Source organism: Streptosporangium sp. NPDC051022 (genome assembly GCF_040683035.1).
Classification (GTDB): Bacteria; Actinomycetota; Actinomycetes; order Streptosporangiales; family Streptosporangiaceae; genus Streptosporangium.
On sequence record NZ_JBFBCF010000041.1, the window covers coordinates 70019 to 90703 of the forward strand.

The window sequence follows — 20685 nt, forward strand, 5'->3', positions numbered from 1 at the left end:
GCGTGACTTTGTCGCATGTCACACCGTCTTCGTGTTGTTGACGAGTCTTTAGATCATCTACGCTTCGGCTACATCCAGCCACATCAGGGCAGAAGTGCCCGCCGGGTACCCTCTCGGCAGATCGGGAGGTAGGCCGTGAGCCTCGGCGAGTTGACCGTGTCCGACGGAGTGGAGCAGGTCATCGGCGCGGAGGAGCTCTTCTTCTCCACGACCGACCGGCACGGGCTCATCCGCAGCGGCAACTCGGTCTTCGTCCGGACCTCACGTTTCTCCGTCGACGAACTCACCGGAGCCCCGCACAACATCGTGCGCCACCCCGACATGCCGGCCGGGGTCTTCCGGCTGATGTGGGACCGTCTGCTCACCGGTCGTCCGGCGGGCGCCTACGTGCAGAACCTGGCCAAGGACGGCAGCCGCTACTGGGTCTTCGCCACCATGACGCCCCTGGCGGGCGGTTTCCTGTCGGTTCGGATGGCACCGCGGACCAGGCTGTTCGAGACGGTCAAGCAGGTGTACCGGCACACGGCCGACATCGAGCGCGAGGCCGCCGAGTACAGCAGGATGAACCGGCGCGAGATCGCGCTGGCCGGTATGGAACAGCTCGAACAGCTGCTGGGTGAGCTCGGGTACGGCTCGCACGACGACTTCCTGACCGAGGCTCTGTCCGCCGAGGTCGCGGCGCGCGGCAGACTGGCCTCCTCGACCTACGCCCGGCCCTGGGCGCGGGGGCCGATCGCGGAAGTGCTGACCGGCGCGGGGACGCTGGAAACACTGCTGGCCGACCTGGTGACACGGCTGGAGAGCTACCGGGTGTTCAGCGACCGGCTCGTCCGTTCGTCCACGCAGGTACTCGACGTCGCCCGCCGGCTCGACCGCGCGGTCACCGCCGCCCAGACCGCCTCCGCGATGGTCGCCGACAGCGCGCCGGTGCTGTGCAACGTCGCCCGGGTGATGGCCACGCCGACGCGTACCGCGGTGGAGGCGCTGGAGCGGCTGGCGCCCAGGCTCGCCGCGCTGCGCTCGGACATCACGGACCTGAGGTTCCGGATCGCGCTGGCCAGCCTGCACAACGACATGGTCGCCGCCTTCGCCGCCGAGGTCGTGGACGGTGTCGCGCCGCCGACCTCGCTGAGCGAGGTGCCCCTGCTCTGCGACGCCGTACACGAGAACGTGCTGGAGATGTCGGCCAGGGCGCAGCAGGTGAACCAGGCGCTGCACGAGGTCGTCGCGGGGGTCGCCGAGGCCGGCGAACGCCTGGCGCAGTTCCGCCGCTTCCTCGGGCAGTGGCGGATCCTCGTGCTGCGTTACCGGGCCGGGGGCACGCTCGGCGACCTCGTACAGCCGATCGACGAGGAGTTCTCCGCGAGCTGGGACGGCATGGACATGCTGCGGGCGCTGGGCGAGGAGTTCGAGACGTCGGTCGTGCCGTTCGACGTCGCGGCGCTGACGGCCCAGGTGACCAGGATCCGGGCCGAGGCCACCGAGTTCCTCGCCACCTCCTGACCCGGAACCGCCCACGTCCCCTTCCTGACACCCGGCCCTCCGGAGAGCCGCCGCGGCCGAGGTCACCCGCCCCTCGTCGCACGGCACCGGGGTCGCACGGCACCGTACGGCCCCGGCCGCGCGGTCGTCCGGCCCCGCATGGTCACCCCGCGCGGATCTCCCGGCCATCCGGCCCCTCAACCGGCCAGAGGCCGAGAACGGCCCCGGCGACGGCCGTCACCGGCATGTCGGTGGTGTCGATGACGACGGTGTCCGCAGAGTCGTTGACCATGATCCCTCTGACCTGGGCCATCGTGCGTTCCAGCTGTTCCTCGGCTCCGGAGCCGATCTCCCGCCGATGGACGCGATCGCTCAGGGTCCGTCCGTCGGCCGTGAGCCGGACCACGGTGATCTTCGCGCCTGGGACGGCTTCACCGATCCAGGCGGTTTCGCGGCCGATGTCGACGAAGACGCCGGTGAGGATGAGACGCGTGTGCCCAAGGGCCGCGTAGTTCGACCACATGGCGGAGAGGTTCCGCCGGGCCAGGTCGGCGCCGGGCGGTGCCGGATGCACCCGATCGAGCTCGTCGGCGTCCAGCAACGCGTGCGAGACACCGGCCCGCGTGAGCCGGTGGGCGACCTCATAGGCGGTGGAGGACTTTCCCACCCCGGCGGGACCGCAGATCACGAGAACCTCGTACGGAGCCATGGGCGTACCCTGCCGCCGCCTCCCCATGGACGTCCATCCGTTTTCGTCCCCTATCCGCCTCGCTTTCGCCCCCTACCCGCGCCCCCTACCCGCTTCGCCCCTCCCCGCGGCCGGTCCGGAGGGTGGCCTGATCCGGTCAGCGCGTAGCCCGGGCACACGGCGCGGGCGTCACACACGCATCGCGCCGATGTCCGGAGATGACGTGACCAACCCGCCTTATGGCCAGCAGCCCCCGCGTAGACCGCATCAGCAGCGGCCGTACGGCCATCCCACGCAGCCCTACCAGCGGCGGGACGGCTTCCACCAGGGACCGCCGGCGGGATACCCACAGCCCCAGCCGTACCCACCGCGGTACCCCCGGCACGACTACGACTACGGCTATCCCCCGCCGCCGCGCACCGGCGCGGGTGCCATCATCGGCATCGTCGCCGGCGTCTCCCTGCTGCTGGTGCTCGGCGTCATCGCCACCCTGTCCGCGGTCAGCACCATCCCGACAGCGGGCGACGAACTGCTCCGCTCCACTCCCGACCAGGTGCGATCCAGCGCGTCAGCGCCCGAACTCGCCCTGGAGAACGTCCAGCCCACCCCCGCGACAGTGTCCGCGCAACCCCCGGCGACACTGCCCGCACAACCCCCCGCGACGGTGCCCGCGCAATCCCCGGCGGCAGTGGCCGCACAACCCTCGGCACCTGCCTTTCAGCGGCAGGCCGGACAGGCGGGGACGACGGCCGCGAAGGTCGGCGAGACCATCACCGTCAACGGCCTCAACGCCGGCACGAAAATCGCCGTCACCCTCAACCGGGTCATCGGCAGGGGAACCGCGGCCAACCAGTTCCTCACCGCGAAACCCGGCAAACGTCTCGCCGCCGTCGAGCTCACCATCAAGAACGTCGGCACGAGCGTCTACGACGACTCGCCGATCATGGGTGCCACGATCATCGACGCCGAGGGCCAGCAGTACCGCACCACGCTGGCGGACGTCACCGAGGAAATCCCGCTCGGCGGGTCGGTCACGATCGCCGTCGGCGACTCCCGCAAGGGCGTGATCGTGTTCGAGGTGCCCGAGACCGCGGTGCTGACGAAGCTGCAGTTCGGGCCCGCCCTCTCCCCTCAGAAAGGCGAGTGGCTGCTCTCCTAGCCTCCCTCCCCGCCTCGTCCCTCTCCCGCCTCCGAGGTCGTCTCCCCGCCACCGGAACATCCTCGAAGGTCCGCCGGGAGGCGTTCCGCCACGTCCTCACGGTCAGAACAGGGTCAGCGGCTCGGTCGGCTCGGGCTCGGGCAGCGGTTCGACCTCGGGCAGCCGGGCCCGTACCTCCTCGTGGAAACGACGGGCGAGCATCAGCGCGTCGGCGTTGTCGGGGGTGTGGACGAACACGGTCGGCGAACGGCCCTCGCGCAGCCACCCGGTGACCGTGTCGACCCAGTACCGCCAGCCCTCGACCGTGCGTTCCTCGGAGTCGCGGCCGAGGTAGCGGATGATCGGACGGTCGGTGAGCGCGGACGACCTGCGCGGCACACGCGGTTTTTTCGTCCACGCCTCCCGCTCGGCGTCGCTGGTCGGAGGGCTCTGGAAGAGGGTGACGGTGTCGAACGGCACCCACTCGGCGCCGACACCGGCGAGGATGCCTTCGAGAAGCCGCTCGGACCGCGCGTCCTCGAAGAACGCGCGGTGACGAACCTCGACGGCGTACCTGTACGAGCCGGGAAGCCGACGCAGAAAGCCCGCCAGGACGCCGAGGTCCGCCGGGCCGAACGAGCCCGGCAGCTGGACCCAGAGGGCGTGGGCCCGCGGCCCGAGCGGCTCGATCGCCTCCAGGAACGACCGGAGCTCCTCGTCGGCGCCGGTGAGGCGATGCCCGTGCGTGACCGTCTTGGGCAGCTTGACCACGAACCGGAAGTCGGGAGCGGTCTGCCGTGCCCACGACTCCACCGTGCTCCTCGTCGGTGTCGCGTAGAACGTCGTATTCCCCTCCACCGCGTTGCACCAGGTCGCGTAGGAGCGCAGACGCTCGCCGGGAGGAAGCGGATGAGGCAGGAAGCGCCCCTGCCATGGCGCGTGTGTCCACATCGCGCATCCCACATGAAGCCGCATGGCCTCGACGGTATCCAAGCTCGGCGGTGGAAACGTCGGTGCCCGGTGTGAGAATCACTCGGCATGAGCGACGATGTGCGGCTGAGAGACGTGGAAGAGACCGACCTGGAGCTGTTCCTGGAGCACGAGCACGACCCCGAAACGGTCCGGCGATCGAAGTTCACTCCCCGGGATCGGGAGATCTTCATGACTCACTGGGCCACGAGGGTCCTTGGAGATCCCACGGTCCTGGTGCAGACGGTCACCGTCGACGGCCGGCCGGCCGGCCGGCAATCTCGTGGCCTGGTGGGAGCAGGACAGGCGCTTCATCGGATACGTGTTCGGCCGGCCGTACTGGGGCCGGGGCGTCGGCACCAGGGCGCTGACGCTCTTCCTGCAACGCGAGAAGGCCCGTCCGCTCTACGCCGACCCGTTCGTCGGGAACACGGCCTCGGTGCGCCTGCTGGAGAAATGCGGTTTCCGGCGTGCCGGGAAGGTCCAGCACGGCGAGCACGAGCACGTGATGCTCGTGCTGGGCGAGGAACGGCCTTCGCGGCCCTCCGGCCGGTGAGCCCGAAGGCGTGCCCTCCGGCCGGTGAGCCCGAAGGCGTGATGCCCTCGGCCTCACCGTAGGCGGTCGAAGGCGCCCTTGGCGGTCCCGTCGAAGCCGTCGTCGCCGCGCCATCGGGCCGGCACGCGCGCGATCCGCTCAGGGGTCGCGCTGGAATACTTGTGCCATCGGGACTCGTGGTCGTGCGGATAACCGAGCAGCATGTTCAGCACGTTGTTCACCGCATCGTCCTGCCCGCCGCCTTCGGAGGAGGACGGCCAGGCCGCCGCGATCGCGGCGATCTCGCCCCTGGTGAGGCCCATGAGGGTCTGGAACTCCCAGTCGGGGAAGAACGGCCTGTTCACGGCCGCGTCCAGGCACTCCTTGATGATCCGCAGATCCTCGGCGGACATCCGTTCAACCGCGCTCATGCCCGAATGGTCTCATCCCGCCCCCCGAGGGATCTTCTGTCGTTCCGGGTGACCCGTGGCCCTCCGTTTCACTCGCGTGCCACCGGAGCCGGGGCCGACCGCAGGGTGAGTACGCCGTCAGGTTCGAGATCCACCCGCGTTCCGTGGCCACGGCTGATCCGGTCGAGGACCTCCCGGAGCCACCGGCAGTCCTCCGCCGGGGCACGCCACAGCCGCATCCGCCGGGCCCGCATGGGCACCATCCGCAGCCCGGCCAGTCTCCCCGAGCCCGCCTCCAGCGCCACCAGATAGAGCATCCGCAGGTCGTCGCGGTACTGCTCGTAGCCGCTTATGCCCTCGTAGTCGTCGACGCAGTCGCCGCAGCCGTACAGGACGAGCCTGTCGCGGTAGACCTCCACGGGCCTGGGGTGGTGTGAGGAGTGCCCGTGCACCACGTCGACACCGCCGTTGACCAGCCGGTGCGCGAACCTGACCTGATCGCGGGAGACGCCGTACCCCCAGTTGGAACCCCAGTGAACGGAGGCGATCACGATGTCCCCGGCCTCCTTCACCCGCCGTACCCGATCGATGACCTCGTCCGCCTGGGTGTCCGAGCTCTCGGAGACGACGTCGACCCCGGCCCGGTCCCGGGTCGCCGCCCATCCCGGCGGAATGCCACTGGAGGCCGTTCCGAAGGACAGCACCAGCACCCGTCCGGCTCCGCGGACCGCGACGGCCGCCGGGCGCCTCGCCTCGGCCATGTCCCGTCCCGCCCCCGCGGACCGCAGCCCGGCCGCGGCCAGGGTGTCCAGGGTCTCCTCCAGGCCCGCGACGCCGAAGTCCAGGACGTGGTTGTTCGCCAGCACGCAGACATCCGGCCGGACCGCCGCCAGGCCGGGGACGTTGGCCGGGCTCATCCGATAGTGGACGGCCTTGCCCGGCGCGAACTCGTCGCTCCGGGTGACGCTCGTCTCCAGATTGATCACCCGTACGTCCGGCGCGGTCTCGTCCAGCACCCGCAGGGCGTCACCCCATGGCCAGGAGAAGCCGGCCGGGCGGGGGATCGGGCCGTTGGCCGCCTCCGCCAGCTCGACGTAGGCGCGGGCGTCGCCGACATATCGTTCGCGCAGCGCGGGGTCTCCCGGGTGCGGAAGGATCTGGTCGACGCCACGGCCGAGCATGACGTCACCGCCGAGGAACACCGTCACCGGGCCGGGCCGCACGGTCACCCGCCGGACTTACCCGGGCGAACGGCCGAGATCCCGGAGCAGCGGGGCCCTCCCTCGCACCGCTGGAACTCTCGGTGGTGTGCCAGCCACAGGCGGACGAGGGATGCCTCCAGATCCCGCAGGTCCAGTCGGGTCCGTGCGGCGACCTCCCTCAGCCGCTCCAGCGGCTGCTCGCCCTCGCCGAGCAGGCCGATGTGGCGGGCGGCCTCCGCGGCGCGATCGTCGATCGGTGGATCGATGCCCGGCCAGACACCGCGCATCTCGCGCAGGAACAGCGCGACCGTCACCGGTCCCCAGCCTGGCAGCGCGTCGAGCGCGGAACGGGTGTCGGTCAGGCTGTCCCCGCGCAGCGTGCCGACCCCGTCCTCGTGCAGCACCGCGGCCAGCTTCTGCAGCCGCGTCGCCGTACGGTAGTCGTAGCGGACGTACCCGCCACGGTCCAGGAGGCCGACGAGGTCGTCCCAGCTGCGCCTGTCGACGTCGGCGGGCGTGCGCACACCGGCCCGCGCCATGAGGCGGTAGGTGCGCACCACGATCGCGGCCGAGATGCGGGTGCCGAACAGTGTCGCCGCGAGCAGCCACCGCTCGACCTCTCGGTCTCCTCGGTCGACGTCGATGCCCATCTCGCTTGAGAACCGGCCGCCCAGGGCCTCGACGAGCCGACGGGCCAGAGCGTCCAGCCGGGAGTCCTCCACCGTCTGTGCCGATCTCGACATGACGTCCCTCCTTTTAGCGCTCTTCATTACTTTTGTTCCCTTGTGCGACTCCTTCGATGAGTTCCATGAGGGCGATCGGGGATTCGGTCTCAGACCGCGAAGAGCAGGGCGGCACCGATGAGGACGACCACGGCGGTGGCGAAGTGGATGCCGAAGGCGGCCGCCCTGGTACCGCCGTTGCGCAGGACGATGAGGGTGTCGCCGAGGGGGACAAGGGCGACGACGAGCATGTACCAGGCCTCGGCACGGACACCGGCGAAAGCGAGGAGTGCCAGGCCGAGGATGCCGTAGGTGAGATCGCGCGACCCCTTGACGGTCAGGTAGGCGGCGTCTCCGTCCTTCTTCGCCGGAACGCCGTAGCCGGCGGCCGCGGCCTGGGGCACCAGCAGGAACCGGGCGCCGATGACGATGACGAAGAGGTTGAGCAGGACGGCGAGCGCGTAGGCGGCGATGAGCATGATCTTCCCCATTGGCTAGCAGTGCTAGATAATGGAGCAAAGCTAACATATCCGCGACACAAACACTAGCGGCGCTAGAATCATGGTCATGTCTATCCAGACGCGCCGAGAGCGCGAGCGGGCGGAGCGGGAGCGGCTGATCGTCACGGCGGCGCGGGAGCTGCTCGAATCGGAAGGCTGGGACGCGGTGACCACGCGGCGGCTCGCCGAGGAGATCGAGTACAGCCAGCCGGTCCTCTACAGCCACTTCAAGAACAAGGGCGCCATCATGGCGGCGGTCGCGATGGAGGGCTTCGCCGCCATGGCCGCCGAGCTGCGCGAGGCCCGGACCTCGGCGAGCGACCCCCGGCAGGCCCTCGCCGCCGTCGGCACCGCGTACGCCGCGTTCGCGGAACGGCGGCCCGCGCTGTACGACGCGATGTTCACCCACCCCGTCGACCTGCCGTTCGCCAGCCCCCAGGCACCGCCCGCCCTGCAGCAGGCCTTCGGGGAGCTACGCGAGGCACTACGGCCCCTGGCCCGAAACGACGACCTGGAGACCCTCACCGAGACCTTCTGGAGCGCACTGCACGGGCTCCTCACACTGATGCGCAACGGCAGACTCCGGCACCCGGACCACCGGCGGCGCCTGGCCCTGCTCCTCAGCCGTTTCTCACACTGAGGCCGCCGAAGCCCTCACGACCCGCCACCCGAAACCTTCACGGCGCACCGAAAACCTCACGGCGCACAGGCGCACCCCGCACGTCTCCGCCCGGGGCAGAGGGAGAGCGGGCACGGGATCGCCAATGGCCCGGCGACTCGAGAGTCTGCCGTGAGGCCGTTGTTCGCCACCCGCGCGCCAAGAAACACCCGCCCCACCATGGTCCGCGAAAGAGAGAGCGGACCGATGTCACATCCTTACCGCCACCGATAAAGCGCTGTCAACATGACAAAGAACGATCAGAAGCTTATAAACAAGATCGAAACATGTCACCCTATCGCTATATACAGCAAAATCTGCCCTGTATATGTTGATCAAGAATTTTCGATCAACATTCAGGAGGACAAATGAAGCTCCAGCTGAAAACATTGGCCGGCGCCGCCCTGCTCGCATTCGGCACCCTCGCCGCAGCCGGTCCGGCGAACGCGGTCCCGCTCGCCGGCTGCTCTGCGATAAGCCCGGTGTACATGAATTTCAAAAGCAACACGCCCGTGCATTCCTGGTACAGCAGCACCAGCAGCGTGGTCGCCTGGATCTCCACTCCACAGATCATCGACGCCTCGTGCATCAGTACCGCCGGCAACCAGTGGTGGAGAACCTCCGAAGGCCCAACATACCAATACATCTACGATGGATATCGTATTCCCTGACCGTGGAACGCGCACCCCGAACCGCTTTCGACGGCTCTTCGTTTCGGGCCTGGCCGCTTTCTCGGATGACCGGCGGGAGAAACGGATCGGCCACGCGCCCGGTGTGTGACCGGACCCCGCGAACGGCGGCGGCACGGGCGCCGCTCATGTCGATCGTCACCTGATTCACCCTCGTTTCGTGGAGACCCGGCCCGGCGGGCGGAGTGAGGTCTCCGCGAAACGAGAGGAAACGCATGGCCGGCTTTCCCCGATCGCGGGTGAAAACGGACGACCGCCCTTGTGCACCGATCCGGCCGTTGCCCCGGTGGGCGGAGCGGCTGCCTCGGGGTGAGGCTGAGAGGTCTCAGCACTCAAGGACACCGTGGGCGGCCGCGGTGCGACTGAAGATGTTCGGCCGTACTCCGGTGACGCGCTCGGCCAGCTGCCGTGCCGCGGCGAGCCCGCCCGCCGAATTGCCGTGGACCAGGCCGAGCTCGATCCGGTCGGCCAGGTAGTCCGTCCGGGCGTTGTCCGTTTCGTGGGGGATCAGCGGGTCGAAGGACAGGATCTTGCGGCCGTCCGCTGGAGGTACGGCCAGGGGTACCGAAGAGAGAACGGCCTGTTCAGAGCTTCGGGTCAGGAAGCGGCGAGAAGGCGGCTGAGCGGACCGGGCGGACCTCGGCGACCGTCCGTACCGCGCGCTTCCACAACCCGGCGGAGTGGGAGGCTCGGCCCGCCATGAGCTCGAATCGTCTCCGGGAACGGATCCCCACCGAATCCGGAGCGCTCCATCCCTGCCGCGGAAAAGGCGAGCGTCCGGATTCCGGTTGCCCGACCCGCTCTTCCGTCCCAGGATGGAGGAGATGATGTGTTTCCCGCGCCGCGACCGCCGGCTCACGGCTTCACCGTCACCCGCACACCTTCTTCGAAGAACACCTGTTCTTCGAAGAACAGCTGGCATTCCTCCCGATTCGACGTCACCGATCCGACGAACCAGGACCAGTGGGGAACCTCCGACCCGATGAACGAGAGCGTCGCCGACCAGGCCTTCAACGCCCCCGACCCGCGCTTCGTCGCCCCGCCGGTGTGACGCCGTGGACACCCCCGTGCCACGCCGTGTCGTCACCGGCCACGACCTCGACGGTAACTCGGTCTTCCTGACCGACGGGCCGCCGCCCGTCTCCCGCACCTTGCCGGACGGCGTCGTCTTCCACGAGATCTGGGCGACCGACGCCATGCCGGCGCCGATCGCGCCAGACGAACCGGAACCCGGTGACCGGCCGCTGAATGTCTCCCCCAGGCGGCACGGCACGGTCGTCCGGGTGGTCGTGACGCCGCCCGGCGGGACCTCGCCGATGCACCGCACCCGGACCGTCGACTACGGGGTCGTCCTCGAGGGCGAGGCCGTACTCGTGCTCTCCGACTCCGAGCGCACGATGCGGCCGGGTGACGTCTTCGTCCAGCGGGGCACCGACCACCGGTGGGAGAACCGCTCGGACGTGCCGCTTCGAATCCTGTTCGTTCTTCTCGACGGGGAGTTCACCGGCGAACTCCTCGCCACGCTACCGCCCGGCGCGCTCGACACGCTGCTGGATGATCCGCCGGCGCACTGACCCGTCGACACATCGAAAGGCGGGCATCGGCTGACATCAGGCGAAGGCAGCCCCACACGTCAATCGCCCAGATAATCCCGATATTTCATACCTTCCAGGGTTTTGATTCCTTGCCGGCGGCCTCCCGGAACGGGAAGACACCTGTGCGTCGCAGAGCACGGGTGCGACACTTCTGAAGCTGATCAGCGACAGAGGGGACCCTTCGTGAGCGCGCCGTCTGCGACAGAGCTCAAACCTGGGCACGGCGGCCTCGGAAAGGATTTCCTGCGGCTCTGGCAGTCGTACACGGTCAGCGCGGCCGGCTCGGCTCTCAGCGTCGGCGCGCTTCCGCTGATCGCGATCATGGTCCTGGACGCGAGTCCGTTGCAGGTCTCCCTGCTCGCCGCGATCGGTGCCATCTCCAGCGCGATCATCGCCCTACCGCTGGGGAATCTTGTGGAGCGGAGCGAGAAGCGGGCCACGATGGCAATCGCCGATCTTCTGCAATTCGCCGCGCTGGCCGGCGTGCCCCTTGCCGCGGCGCTCGACGCCCTGACCTACCCCCAGCTCTGTGTCGTCGCGATCGTGCAGACGAGCTGCACGATCGTCAACAGCGCGGCCAGTCAGGCGTACATCAAACACGTGGTCGCCCCTGAGCTCAGGACGTCGGCCAACGCTCGGCTCGACACCGTGAACTGGACGACCCAGTCAGCCGGACCACCGGCCGGCGGCGCCCTGATAGGTGTGGCCGGTCCTTTGGTGACCCTCATCGTTGACGCGGTGAGCTTCCTGGCATCGGCCGTGCTCCTGCGCCGCCTGACCCGCTTCCCGGCCGGCAAGGCCAAGGAGGGGCGGTCCAGAAGGGAGCTCCTTGCCGGGTGGACCTTCATCCTCGGCCACGGTGGCCTTCGGCCCCTCTACCTCAACGCCATGCTTTTCGGCGGTGCGATCATGTGGAGTTCGCCCATCATGGCCGTGGTAATGCTCAAGGACATGGGCGCCACACCGCTCGAGTACGGCATCGCCCTCGGTGTTCCCTGCCTGGGGGGATTGCTCGGTGCGACGCTTTCCCCCAAGACGGTCACCCTCCTCGGCGTGCAACGCGCCCTACTCGTCTTCGGAGCCGCCCGAACGATCTGGATCATCCCCATGGCCTTCGTCGGCCCAGGGCCCTCGGCCGTACTCGCCATCACCTCGATAGATTTCTTCTTGCTCCTGTGCGCCGGGATCTTCAATCCGATCTTCGCGACCTACCGCATGAACTCCACCCCGGACGGACTCATGGCGCGCGTCGGTACCGCCTGGTCGGTCAGCTCCCGGACGATCCAACCGCTGTTCATCACCCTGGGCGGCATGGTCGCGACCGCTTCGACCAGCCGCCGGTCGCTCCTCATCGCCGGAGTGCTCTGTCTGGGCAGTGCGCCCTTCCTTCCATGGCGAGGAAGACTCCCCGGCGATGTCCACGAGCCCGCACCGCGGAACCCGGCGGACCGCTCAGGAGCGGCCGGCTAGACAGCGACTTGGACCCACCCGGCTTCGCCGGTGATCGCGGAACCTCGATGTCGGCCTGAACCGGTCCCACCCCGAGATGCGCCGGACAAGGTCCGAACTCCATCGGACACGGCTGTCCGGTGGAGTTCGGCGTAGGTGGGACGCGGTCAGGCCAGCTGCTGGGCGTGCAGGCCGGTGAGGCGTTCGTAGGCGGGGCTCTGGTCCGGGTAGAGGACCTGGACGTCAATGAGAAGGGCCGTCCCGGGCTCGACACCGTGCCCGCCGCCGTTGGGGGAACCGAGCAGGACGGCGCCGTCGGTGCCGTTGCGGAGGATCTCGCCCCAGAAGGTGTCGGTGAAGCTCTTGGACAGCGAGGTCCCCTGCGGCAGGTCGCCGAAGCCCACGGCCCATTTCATGACGCGGGTCTCCTCGGCGTGCATCGTGAGCCGGTAGGAGTAGATGTACCCCGTGCCTTCGGACCAGTGGCCCCGCAGTTCCTGGTCGACGCGCAGGTTTCCCGTGAAGTGGGCCGCCCGCGCGGACTGGGCCTGGTCGTTCCAGGAGCCGTTCGGACTTTCGGCCATGGGGATTCTCTGCAGATTCGCGATCGAGGTGCCCCGGTTCACCGGCAGCGAGTGCCCCTGCTGGTCGGCGGCCGAAAAAAGCGTGTTGTCCTCGGCCGTGTTGTTGACGACGGCACTCACTCCGTCACCGCTGTGGTCGAATCCGTACCTGGAGAAGTCGTTGACGTACACGCCCGTCGGAATGGCCAGGATCTTGTCGCCACGTCCCGGGGTCTGCCCCGCGTTGAAGTTCGAGGCCCGGTAGAGACAGAGGTTGCCCTCGGGGCACGCCTCAGCCCCCTGGCCGTAGATCACTCTCGGTTCCCTGTCGTTCACTGTGCTTCCTTACCGTTGGTGGCTGGGACGGCCACCCCAGGGGAAGCCGCCGGGTTCTGCGGACGGTGGCTGTCGCGAGCGCCGTTCGGAGGTGGAGCCCCGCGTGGCGTGACGACGTGACCGGCACAGACGCCCACCGAACACACTATGAGGTTCTTTGACTACCAAGCGTAACGACACGTGGGGTTCATCCTGATCGTCCACAAGGACCGTCTTGGGGTTCGGCTTTCCGAACGGCCAGGTGACGATCCACAACGCGCTTGATGAGAACGGCATGGAGTTCACTCCACCTGGCGACCACTGCACGCGGTACGGCGCGGCCTCCCGAACCGATCGTGTCGACGGCGCGGCAAGGCCGGGCCGCACAAGCAAGGGGTGAACGATGGGCCACTCCCTCGATACCGCCGACCTGAGCGGGGCTGCGGCCGCCGACGAGCCGGTGCCCTGGAGGCCTCCCACCGGTAGACGTCGATCAGGTCGTCGCCGCAGAGGTCCCACCCGGTTGGCAAGTACCTCAAGACGGTCACCTACCAGGAGGTCACCGACCCGGCCGCGAGCAAGGCCACTTCCGATGACCGGAAGTGGCCTTTGAGAAGTGGCCTTTGAGCCGGGTCGGGGTGGCGGGATCTGAACCCACGGGCTCTTCGTCCCGAACTACCGGCACCCCTCGCTCACGACCTTGCCATACGGCTCAGATGCGCGATGCCGGTCGCTCTCACGCGGTGAGGTACGGCGGCGGCGTTGCCGTACCTCCGTGCCGTACGGCCCTCAAGGGGCCTCTGGAACGACCGGGGCCCAGCCTGGGAAACCCCCCTGGCCTGGGCTTTTCGTTGGGTTTGGCCGGGTTGTACAGCTGGCCGCTCCACGGCGCGATACTCAGCTCCGCAGGCGTGCCGGGCCAGAGTGGTTGGTAGACGTTGAACGACAGATCGGGGCACACTTGTCCTCCCTCATATGGAGGATCGGATGTTCGCGATCAGCCCGGCTGAGGTCCTGATTCTGTTGGTTATCTGGGTCGTTCCTGCGGTGGTGCTCTTCTTCCTCATTTACTGGGCGGTCCGACTGGCGATCAGACATGAGAGGCGACGGGATCCGAGTCTGCATGAGCGTGTGACAGCGGAGCGTGCGGCTCAGCGTCGTGAATGGGCGCAGCGCGAGGCTCGACGAAATGCGGCAGCGCCCGACGAGCTGTAGTCGAGCGGTCTCGTCGGACAAGGTGGGCCCCGCGATATGCAGCGGCCCGAGCTGCCGGCGGCCGGGACCGGCCCCCAGGCCGCATACCCGGCCGCCGAGCGGGTGGGTTACAGGCTCCCCGCGAGTGACCGTGACCGACCGCAATGCTACGAACCGGGCCGGAAACCGGGCTCCCGCTGCTCAGAGCAGATCTGCTCCAGGCAGATCGTGTCGACGCCGGTCCGGATCGCCTCACATGATGAACGCATGAGCGGAGAATCGAATCTTCCACTGTTCGATGCACGGGTAAGGCGCGAACTCTACGACCAGCGTGTTCTCGTTCTCGACGGCCCTCTCGACGATGACAACGGGACACTGCTGGCCACGCAGCTGATAGCACTCGCCACGCAGGACGCGTCGGCGGATATCGCATTGTGGATTCACTCGCCGGGCGGGTCGGTTCCCTCGATGCTTGCGATCCGCGACGTCATTCGACTCATTCCCTGTGACGTATCGACCCTCGTGCTGGGCATTGCTTACAGCGCCGGGCAGTTCTTGCTGTCATCGGGGGCCCGAGGGAAACGCCGAGCCCTGCCGCACGCACGTGTCCTGATGCACCAGGGCTCGGCGGGAATCGGTGGCACCGCAGTCGACATCGAACTGCAGGCCGGCGACCTTCGGCATACTCGCGACACGGTGCTCGGCCTTATCGCCGAGGACACGGGGCAGACCGTCGAGCGCATATTCGAGGATTCTCTGCACGATCGTTGGTACACAGCGCAAGAGGCACTGGAGTACGGCTTCATAGATGCAATCGTGCAGAACTTCGACGAAATCGCGCCACGCAATCGCCCACGGCTCGGATTCGGCGTCACCGAAGGAGTCGGCCAGTGACCACATACACGATTCCGAACGTCATCACCCAGAATTCTCGTGGCGAGCGGATCATGGATGTCTACTCGCACCTGCTCACCGAGCGAATCATCTATCTGGGCACCGCGATCGACGCGGGCGTCGCGAACGCGCTCATCGCGCAGCTGATTTTTCTGGAGTCGGACAACCCCGATGCCGAAATACAGTTCTATATCAACTGCGAAGGCGGAGATCCGAGCGCGATGCTCGCGATATATGACACCATGCGTTATATCCGCCCGCGGGTTTCGACAACCTGCGTTGGACAGGCCGTCGCGGTGGGTGCCGTCCTCCTCGCCGCGGGTGCCGAAGGAAAACGTGCCGCTCTCCCGCACGCACGAGTGATCCTGCACCAACCAGCCGCTCAGGGGCGCGGAACGATCCCCGATCTCATCTTGCAGGCCGACGAGGTCGTCCGTGTCCGAGCAGACATCGAGCGCATACTGTCACGGCACACCGGCCAGACGATCGAGACCCTACGCGCCGACACCGATCACGATCGCGTGTTCACCGCGACCGCGGCCTTGGAGTACGGACTCCTCGATCAGCTCATCGAGGAGCGCTCATAGGCCAGTGGATAATCCCGGCAGGCCACGCTACGCGGCCAGAGCATACGCCGCCGAGCAGGTGGCACCTCTCGACGTGCTGCTCTGAGCAGACCGCAGGCTCTCGGCGACGGCAAGGGTCAGATCGACCAGGGTCACATCCAGCGCGCCGGCGACCGCAGCGATCATTTCGCTCGACGGCTCTTTGACGCCTCGTTCCATCTCGGAGAGATACTGCGGCGAGACTCCGGCGCGACGTGCCGTCTCGCTCAACTTCTCGCCCCGCTCGTGACGAAGGCCTCTGAGACACCCACCGAGCGCGTGCCGCCACAGCGGCTCGCGAGCCGGAGACGGCTTGGAGTCGGTCCGATCCATCGCCGGACGTAGCGGCGGGACAGAAGAGGCCATGCCTCACCTTAGGTAGACGGCGCGTTCGAGTTCAGCCGGATCCGCGCAGAGCGGAATCGTCTCCGTCTCCTCCGGTCCGTCCGAGGGCGAATCACGCGCTCACCGAGTGGTCACCGTAGCGAAGATCATTCGGTGAGCCGGTGACCAGTCCCATGAGCAGGGCGCCGCAGACGGTGCTCGCCCCTGATCTGAACCCGGTCGAGGGCATCTGGTCGCTACTGCGGCGCTGCTTTTTGTTCAACATCGCCTTCACCAGCTCAGAGCACCTGATCCGCACCGTCCGGCAGGGATTGCGCACCATCCAATACCGCAGCGGCCTCATCGACGGCCGCCTCGCGGGAACCGGCCTGCCCCTTACACCGGCATAACCACACACGACATCACGAGTTCAACCTCAGTAGTCACTCACCCCTTGTTTTCAAGATCAGGGCGGGGGAGTTTCGGCAGGTGAAATCTAGGCCGTGTTTCATAAGCCTCCGCATCGGTGTAGCCGTGGGTGTTCAGCAGTGAGCGGAGCCCGATCTCGGCGGACTCGGGGTGACGTATCGGACCAAGGTGAGCGTCGGCCAACAGCAGCCGGTGGTTGTCTGCTTCAGCGCCGATATGCCCGAGCTGGACGTACGGGACGATGCCAAAGGACGAGACTCGATGGCGGGGCTCGATGGCAGGGCTCGGTGAAGTCGCCGGTCGTGATACAGACCAGGCGAACCTCACGCTCCTGCGCGAACGCGGAGTGTTTGAGCGGAGTGTTTGATAAGGGACACGAGGCTCGCGTACCACCAGCACATCGTGATCGAGAGGATGTCGTTCGGCGGACCGGGGTCCTCTGTTCTCCCGTGCTTCTCAAGCTCGCGGACGAACCAGTCGATAAGCGCTCGTGCCGGTCTCAGCCGTATCGCTCGACGAGCGCGTTGCCGATCGAGGCCAGGTGGTCCCGCACACCCGGAGGACCAGTCACCTCGAGCCATTCGACCAGCCCGGCAAGCTCACAGGCGAGCGCATACTCGTCGTGGCCGCGGATCACGACCTCGATGCGGCCGTCGGTCGTGGAACCTCCCACCTCGAGCCGACCGCCGAGCAGCGTCCGGAGCAGGCCTATCCCGTGGGGCGCGCATACCGCCCGCATCTCGAGGGGCGTTCGCTTGCGGTCGACCTCGTCGGCGATCTCGCGCCAGCTCTCGGCAAGGTCGAAGTCCTCGGGTCGGTGCACGGGATCGCCGGTCGGGTCGGCGGACGACACGCGGTCGATCCGGAAGGTCCGCCGACCGGCCTCGGTGTTGGAGACGAGGTACCACGACGAACCTTTGGCGACGATGCCCAGCGGGTGGACGGTTCTCTCGGTTTCGGCGCCTTTGCGGTCGACGTAGCCGAGCCGCACCTGGACGCCGCGGATCACCGCGTCTTGGAGTTCGTCGAGGAAGCGAGGTGGTCGGTGCTCGACCCGACTCGACCCCCATCGTTGCGGGTCCATGACCAACGACGACGCTGCTGCCTCGGCCTGCATCCGGAAGGGCTCCGGCAGGGCATGGACGAGCTTGCGCAGAGCTGCTTTCACGGCCGGCGTCGCAGCCGACGCCTGGCCGGCAACCAGGAACAGGGCGCGGGCCTCACTCGCGGTCAACCCGGACAGGTCGGTGCGGGCGCCGCCCACGAGGCGCCAGCCGCCGCCTCGGCCCTGCATGGAGTACACGGGCACCCCGGCCATGGCCAGGGCGTCGAGGTCGCGGCGGGCGGTGCGCTCGGAGACCTCCAGCTCTCGGGAGACCTCTGCTGCTGTCACCTGCTCGCGCCGTTGCAGCAAGAGGAGGATGGCCACCAGCCGGTCGGTTCGCACGCCGACAACACTTTCACATGAAACCGGTCATGAGGTGACCGGTTTCGGTCGGCAAGATGGAGACACGATCTCACCGACGAGTCCCACTACCCACGACCGTATCGACCCTCGGCCTCTCAGGGGTGCGCCGACGCCATCTTCGGGCACCTTCGTCTCCTGATCACCCCGAAAAGATAAAGAGGAAATGCAATGTTTGATCCAGCCGATTTTCCCAAGCCCACCCTTATTTCGGTCAACGGTGTGGAACTTGAAGTCTTCGAAGCGGGTCGGCAGAATATCGGAAAGCCCATTGTGCTCTGTCACGGCTGGCCGGAGCACGCCTTTTCCTGGCGTCACCAGGTGCCTGTCCTTGTCGCAGCGGGCTATCATGTCATCGTCCCGAACCAGCGGGGTTACGGCAACTCGTCCCGTCCGGCCGAAGTGACGGACTACGACATCGAGCACCTGTCGGGTGATCTCGTCGCGCTTCTCGATCACTACGGGTACGAAGACGCCACCTTCGTCGGTCATGACTGGGGCGCGATGGTCGTCTGGGGGCTGACCCTGTTGCACCCCGACCGTGTGAACAAGGTGATCAACCTCAGCCTTCCTTACCAGGAGCGCGGAGAGAAGCCCTGGATCGAGTTCATGGAAGCCGTGCTCGGCGGCGACTTCTACTTCGTCCACTTCAATCGGCAGCCGGGCGTCGCGGACGCTGTGTTCGAAGAGAACACATTCCAGTTCCTTCGCAACCTGTACCGGAAGAACGAGCCCCCCACAGAGCCTCAGCCAGGTATGGCGCTGATCGATCTCGCCAGGGCGGAAAAACCGCTCGGTGAGCCCCTGATGAGCGATAGCGAACTGGCCGTTTTCGTCTCCTCCTTCGAAACGTCAGGGTTCACGGGCAGTGTGAACTGGTACAGGAACCTCGACCGCAACTGGCACTTGCTGGCGGACGTGGACCCGATCATCCGGCAGCCCACGCTCATGATCTACGGCGACCGGGATGTGATCTCGAAGTCCGAGAAGCTGGCGGAGTTCGTGCCCAATGTGGAAGTGGTCAGCCTGGATTGTGGTCATTGGATCCAGCAAGAAAAGCCGGAAGAAACAAACCAGGCGATTCTAAAGTGGCTGGACCAGCGGGATGCCACCTAACGCATGTTTCAGGAGCGCTGTGGGCCAGTCGCCCGACGGCCGTGACCAGCCGGCTCACAGAAGCATGTGTCGGTCATAGATAAACAGCGAGGTCTCCGGTAGACCGTTCAACGACCAAGAAGAACGAAACCGGAGACCTCGTGGCCACCACACCGGCGGCGAGGCGGCACGACCTGACCAGCGCGCGGTGGGCGGCGCTACAGCCCCTGCTGCCCCAGGGCCGGAAACCAGGGCGTCCGCCGAAGTGGGACAAACGCCAGCTCATCGACGGGATCCGCTGGCGGGTACGGGCCGGCTGTCCCTAGGAGCAGAAGGAGCCGCCCGGCGGCGTCGATGACGAACCCGCCGACCATGCCCTGGGCCGTTCCCGCGGCGGCTGAACGACCAAGCTGCACCTGGCCTGCGAGCAAGGCCAGAACCCCCTCGTCGTGGTGGTGACCGGGGGGGCAGCGCGGCGACAGCCCGCAGTTCACGAAGGTCCTGGCCTGTATCCGGGTGCCGCGCCCGGGCGGCGGGCGACCCAGGACCCGCCCTGGTCGGGTGTTGGCCGACAAGGCGTACAGCTCGAACGCCAACCGGGAGCACCTGCGACGACGCGGGATCAAGGCGACGATCCCGATCAAGGACGATCAGGCCGTCAACCGGCGCAGGAAGGGGTCGAAAGGCGGACGACCACCGACCTTCGACCCCGAGATCTACAAGCAGCGCCACGCCGTGAAGTGCGGTATCAACCGACTCAAACGAAACCGCGGCCTGGCCACCCGCTACGACAAGCTCGCCGTCCGCTACCAGGCCACCTACAACATCGCCGCGATCGACGAATGGCTCTGACCCGCTTATGGAACACGGCCTAGGAGATTCGAACTCCTGACATCCTGCTTGCAAAGACGGATGCCGATCTTGCTCGACCTGCGAAAACGCAGCTCACGACACTGATCGGGTTCCCCGTGACTCCCCGCTGTCCCCCTCGTTTTCCGCTCCGTCGGGCACGCGACGGGCACCGCGCTCGGAACAGACCTTTTCCTTATCAGGACCACCCCGTCCATGATCAGGGGCTCGTAGCCTGGCCCCGAGCAGTGCTGAACGGGCGTGGACGTGAGCCGTTGTGTGCCTCTGTTGCAACACTCGTTGCAGTACGCAACCGCCGAGAGCCCCTTACTGGCCGAAGGAGAAACGGAGCTGAGCGTTGATCAGGAAGTTGAGCCGATAGCGCAGACGGCCGAGCACAGCCTGTTCCGGGGCTTCTCCGGGCGTCGACAAGGTCCAGCGCAGTGAGCATCCGTTCGGGGTCGGCCGGATGTCGAATCTGATCTCGTCATCGGGCCTATCCGGCCACAACGACGACCAGACCACGAACTCCGGCTCCACCGCCCGAAGGATGCGAGGCTCGACCTCATCCGAACGCAAGTTCAGCCATGGCCGTCCGCTAGGCCGCCACGGGTCGGCCAAACTCTCCCACACGATGTGAGGGGGCGGCGGTTGCGTACGTTCTCGTGAACCCAACTCGATCACTTCGCCAGCCTAGAAGAGAGCACGGTCCAACTCTTGTGTGATCGTTGATCCATCAGTGTGGAAGATTGCGGCTCATGATCCCCTGACGTGTTCCGGCGCTGGTCAGATGCGGTGCGGCCCTGCCCGCGAGTCCCCTTGAGCTTCCCCCGTTTTTCCGGAGGCTTTGGATCATGGTCCACGGATCATGGGAAAGGTCTCGATCATGGGGAAGCGGAAGTACCCGCTGGAACT

General features: G+C 67.2%; 24 protein-coding genes and 1 pseudogene. 15 read left to right on the top strand and 10 right to left on the bottom strand.

The features are described 5' to 3' along the window. Positions 1-135 precede the first annotated feature (135 nt). Positions 136-1503: a histidine kinase gene (locus AB0N02_RS41420; RefSeq protein WP_363958993.1), complete on the top strand. Its 1368-nt coding sequence runs from the start codon at positions 136-138 to the stop codon at positions 1501-1503. Between the two features lie 142 nt (positions 1504-1645). Here the strand turns inward: AB0N02_RS41420 and AB0N02_RS41425 are convergent, their stop codons facing one another. Further along, positions 1646-2191, bottom strand: a complete 546-nt coding sequence (locus AB0N02_RS41425; protein WP_363958996.1) for a hypothetical protein — start codon at positions 2189-2191, stop codon at positions 1646-1648. Positions 2192-2393: 202 nt separating this feature from the next. On the opposite strand from AB0N02_RS41425, the gene AB0N02_RS41430 reads away from it, so the two are divergent. After that, a complete protein-coding gene (locus tag AB0N02_RS41430) occupies positions 2394-3329 on the top strand; it encodes a DUF4352 domain-containing protein (RefSeq protein WP_363958999.1) in 936 nt (311 codons plus the stop codon). A 102-nt stretch (positions 3330-3431) separates the two neighbouring features. Here the strand turns inward: AB0N02_RS41430 and AB0N02_RS41435 are convergent, their stop codons facing one another. Beyond that, positions 3432-4283, bottom strand: a complete 852-nt coding sequence (locus AB0N02_RS41435) for a DUF72 domain-containing protein (protein WP_363959002.1) — start codon at positions 4281-4283, stop codon at positions 3432-3434. A gap of 277 nt (positions 4284-4560) precedes the next feature. Here AB0N02_RS41435 and AB0N02_RS41440 point away from each other — a divergent pair, with 277 nt between their 5' ends. Continuing rightward, positions 4561-4833: a GNAT family protein gene (locus AB0N02_RS41440; RefSeq protein ID WP_363959005.1), complete on the top strand. Its 273-nt coding sequence runs from the start codon at positions 4561-4563 to the stop codon at positions 4831-4833. Between the two features lie 53 nt (positions 4834-4886). Here AB0N02_RS41440 and AB0N02_RS41445 read toward each other — a convergent pair whose 3' ends face one another. The 4 genes from AB0N02_RS41445 to AB0N02_RS41460 all read right to left on the bottom strand — a co-directional run bounded on the left by AB0N02_RS41445 (position 4887) and on the right by AB0N02_RS41460 (position 7637). After that, positions 4887-5243 (bottom strand): hypothetical protein, encoded by a 357-nt coding sequence (locus AB0N02_RS41445; protein WP_363959008.1) that lies wholly within the window; start codon positions 5241-5243, stop codon positions 4887-4889. 68 nt (positions 5244-5311) lie between these two features. Further along, positions 5312-6451 (bottom strand): CapA family protein, encoded by a 1140-nt coding sequence (locus AB0N02_RS41450; protein ID WP_363959011.1) that lies wholly within the window; start codon positions 6449-6451, stop codon positions 5312-5314. Then, positions 6448-7167 carry a hypothetical protein gene (locus tag AB0N02_RS41455; protein WP_363959014.1) on the bottom strand — a complete coding sequence of 240 codons (720 nt, stop codon included), beginning with the start codon at positions 7165-7167 and terminating at the stop codon, positions 6448-6450. The genes AB0N02_RS41450 and AB0N02_RS41455 overlap by 4 nt, the downstream gene beginning before the upstream one ends. 89 nt (positions 7168-7256) lie before the next feature. Next, positions 7257-7637: a DUF4267 domain-containing protein gene (locus AB0N02_RS41460; RefSeq protein ID WP_363959017.1), complete on the bottom strand. Its 381-nt coding sequence runs from the start codon at positions 7635-7637 to the stop codon at positions 7257-7259. Positions 7638-7713: 76 nt separating this feature from the next. Here AB0N02_RS41460 and AB0N02_RS41465 point away from each other — a divergent pair, with 76 nt between their 5' ends. From AB0N02_RS41465 to AB0N02_RS41485, 5 genes are all read left to right on the top strand, one after another. Continuing rightward, on the top strand, positions 7714-8286 hold the full coding sequence (locus AB0N02_RS41465) for a TetR/AcrR family transcriptional regulator (protein ID WP_363959020.1): 573 nt from the start codon (positions 7714-7716) through the stop codon (positions 8284-8286). Positions 8287-8672: 386 nt separating this feature from the next. Further along, positions 8673-8975: a hypothetical protein gene (locus tag AB0N02_RS41470; protein ID WP_363959023.1), complete on the top strand. Its 303-nt coding sequence runs from the start codon at positions 8673-8675 to the stop codon at positions 8973-8975. An 847-nt stretch (positions 8976-9822) separates the two neighbouring features. Next, positions 9823-10044: a hypothetical protein gene (locus tag AB0N02_RS41475; RefSeq protein ID WP_363959026.1), complete on the top strand. Its 222-nt coding sequence runs from the start codon at positions 9823-9825 to the stop codon at positions 10042-10044. Positions 10045-10060: 16 nt separating this feature from the next. After that, a complete protein-coding gene (locus AB0N02_RS41480) occupies positions 10061-10567 on the top strand; it encodes a cupin domain-containing protein (protein WP_363959029.1) in 507 nt (168 codons plus the stop codon). Between the two features lie 204 nt (positions 10568-10771). Beyond that, positions 10772-12058: an MFS transporter gene (locus AB0N02_RS41485; protein ID WP_363959032.1), complete on the top strand. Its 1287-nt coding sequence runs from the start codon at positions 10772-10774 to the stop codon at positions 12056-12058. 146 nt (positions 12059-12204) lie between these two features. Here the strand turns inward: AB0N02_RS41485 and AB0N02_RS41490 are convergent, their stop codons facing one another. Then, a complete protein-coding gene (locus AB0N02_RS41490) occupies positions 12205-12936 on the bottom strand; it encodes a peptidase inhibitor family I36 protein (protein ID WP_363959035.1) in 732 nt (243 codons plus the stop codon). Positions 12937-13902: 966 nt separating this feature from the next. Between AB0N02_RS41490 and AB0N02_RS41495 the strand changes: the two genes are divergently transcribed. From AB0N02_RS41495 to AB0N02_RS41505, 3 genes are all read left to right on the top strand, one after another. Next, positions 13903-14130 (top strand): hypothetical protein, encoded by a 228-nt coding sequence (locus AB0N02_RS41495; RefSeq protein WP_363959038.1) that lies wholly within the window; start codon positions 13903-13905, stop codon positions 14128-14130. Between the two features lie 246 nt (positions 14131-14376). Beyond that, positions 14377-15003: an ATP-dependent Clp protease proteolytic subunit gene (locus tag AB0N02_RS41500; RefSeq protein WP_363959041.1), complete on the top strand. Its 627-nt coding sequence runs from the start codon at positions 14377-14379 to the stop codon at positions 15001-15003. After that, the gene (locus tag AB0N02_RS41505; RefSeq protein WP_363959044.1) at positions 15000-15590 is read left to right on the top strand and encodes an ATP-dependent Clp protease proteolytic subunit; all 591 of its coding nucleotides are present in this window, start codon (positions 15000-15002) and stop codon (positions 15588-15590) included. The genes AB0N02_RS41500 and AB0N02_RS41505 overlap by 4 nt, the downstream gene beginning before the upstream one ends. 27 nt (positions 15591-15617) lie before the next feature. On the opposite strand, the gene AB0N02_RS41510 is transcribed toward AB0N02_RS41505, so the two are convergent. After that, complete coding sequence (locus AB0N02_RS41510) at positions 15618-15974, bottom strand: helix-turn-helix transcriptional regulator (RefSeq protein ID WP_363959047.1); 357 nt, start codon at positions 15972-15974, stop codon at positions 15618-15620. A 140-nt stretch (positions 15975-16114) separates the two neighbouring features. On the opposite strand from AB0N02_RS41510, the gene AB0N02_RS41515 reads away from it, so the two are divergent. Beyond that, positions 16115-16342, top strand: a complete 228-nt coding sequence (locus AB0N02_RS41515) for a hypothetical protein (protein ID WP_363959050.1) — start codon at positions 16115-16117, stop codon at positions 16340-16342. Between the two features lie 518 nt (positions 16343-16860). Here the strand turns inward: AB0N02_RS41515 and AB0N02_RS41520 are convergent. Further along, positions 16861-17808, bottom strand: coding sequence for a WYL domain-containing protein (locus AB0N02_RS41520; RefSeq protein WP_363959053.1), 948 nt, complete (start codon positions 17806-17808; stop codon positions 16861-16863). A gap of 189 nt (positions 17809-17997) precedes the next feature. Between AB0N02_RS41520 and AB0N02_RS41525 the strand changes: the two genes are divergently transcribed. The 3 genes and pseudogenes from AB0N02_RS41525 to AB0N02_RS41535 all read left to right on the top strand — a co-directional run. Beyond that, positions 17998-18942 carry an alpha/beta hydrolase gene (locus tag AB0N02_RS41525; protein WP_363959056.1) on the top strand — a complete coding sequence of 315 codons (945 nt, stop codon included), beginning with the start codon at positions 17998-18000 and terminating at the stop codon, positions 18940-18942. A gap of 140 nt (positions 18943-19082) precedes the next feature. Continuing rightward, positions 19083-19247, top strand: a complete 165-nt coding sequence (locus AB0N02_RS41530; RefSeq protein WP_363959059.1) for a transposase — start codon at positions 19083-19085, stop codon at positions 19245-19247. A gap of 51 nt (positions 19248-19298) precedes the next feature. Further along, positions 19299-19773: pseudogene (locus AB0N02_RS41535) on the top strand (IS5 family transposase); the annotation flags it as partial. A 324-nt stretch (positions 19774-20097) separates the two neighbouring features. On the opposite strand, the gene AB0N02_RS41540 reads toward AB0N02_RS41535, so the two are convergent. Then, on the bottom strand, positions 20098-20310 hold the full coding sequence (locus tag AB0N02_RS41540; RefSeq protein WP_363959062.1) for a hypothetical protein: 213 nt from the start codon (positions 20308-20310) through the stop codon (positions 20098-20100). Positions 20311-20685 lie beyond the last annotated feature (375 nt).

Excerpts from the sequence above, each read along its gene's own strand:
- AB0N02_RS41435 (WP_363959002.1), bottom strand. The coding sequence starts at position 4,283 with ATGCGGCTTCATGTGGGATGCGCGATGTGGACACACGCGCCATGGCAG.
- AB0N02_RS41455 (WP_363959014.1), bottom strand. The coding sequence starts at position 7,167 with ATGTCGAGATCGGCACAGACGGTGGAGGACTCCCGGCTGGACGCTCTG.
- AB0N02_RS41465 (WP_363959020.1), top strand. The coding sequence starts at position 7,714 with ATGTCTATCCAGACGCGCCGAGAGCGCGAGCGGGCGGAGCGGGAGCGG.
- AB0N02_RS41445 (WP_363959008.1), bottom strand. The coding sequence starts at position 5,243 with ATGAGCGCGGTTGAACGGATGTCCGCCGAGGATCTGCGGATCATCAAG.
- AB0N02_RS41425 (WP_363958996.1), bottom strand. The coding sequence starts at position 2,191 with ATGGCTCCGTACGAGGTTCTCGTGATCTGCGGTCCCGCCGGGGTGGGA.
- AB0N02_RS41500 (WP_363959041.1), top strand. The coding sequence starts at position 14,377 with ATGAGCGGAGAATCGAATCTTCCACTGTTCGATGCACGGGTAAGGCGC.
- AB0N02_RS41510 (WP_363959047.1), bottom strand. The coding sequence starts at position 15,974 with ATGGCCTCTTCTGTCCCGCCGCTACGTCCGGCGATGGATCGGACCGAC.
- AB0N02_RS41525 (WP_363959056.1), top strand. The coding sequence starts at position 17,998 with ATGTTTGATCCAGCCGATTTTCCCAAGCCCACCCTTATTTCGGTCAAC.
- AB0N02_RS41495 (WP_363959038.1), top strand. The coding sequence starts at position 13,903 with ATGTTCGCGATCAGCCCGGCTGAGGTCCTGATTCTGTTGGTTATCTGG.
- AB0N02_RS41460 (WP_363959017.1), bottom strand. The coding sequence starts at position 7,637 with ATGGGGAAGATCATGCTCATCGCCGCCTACGCGCTCGCCGTCCTGCTC.
- AB0N02_RS41470 (WP_363959023.1), top strand. The coding sequence starts at position 8,673 with ATGAAGCTCCAGCTGAAAACATTGGCCGGCGCCGCCCTGCTCGCATTC.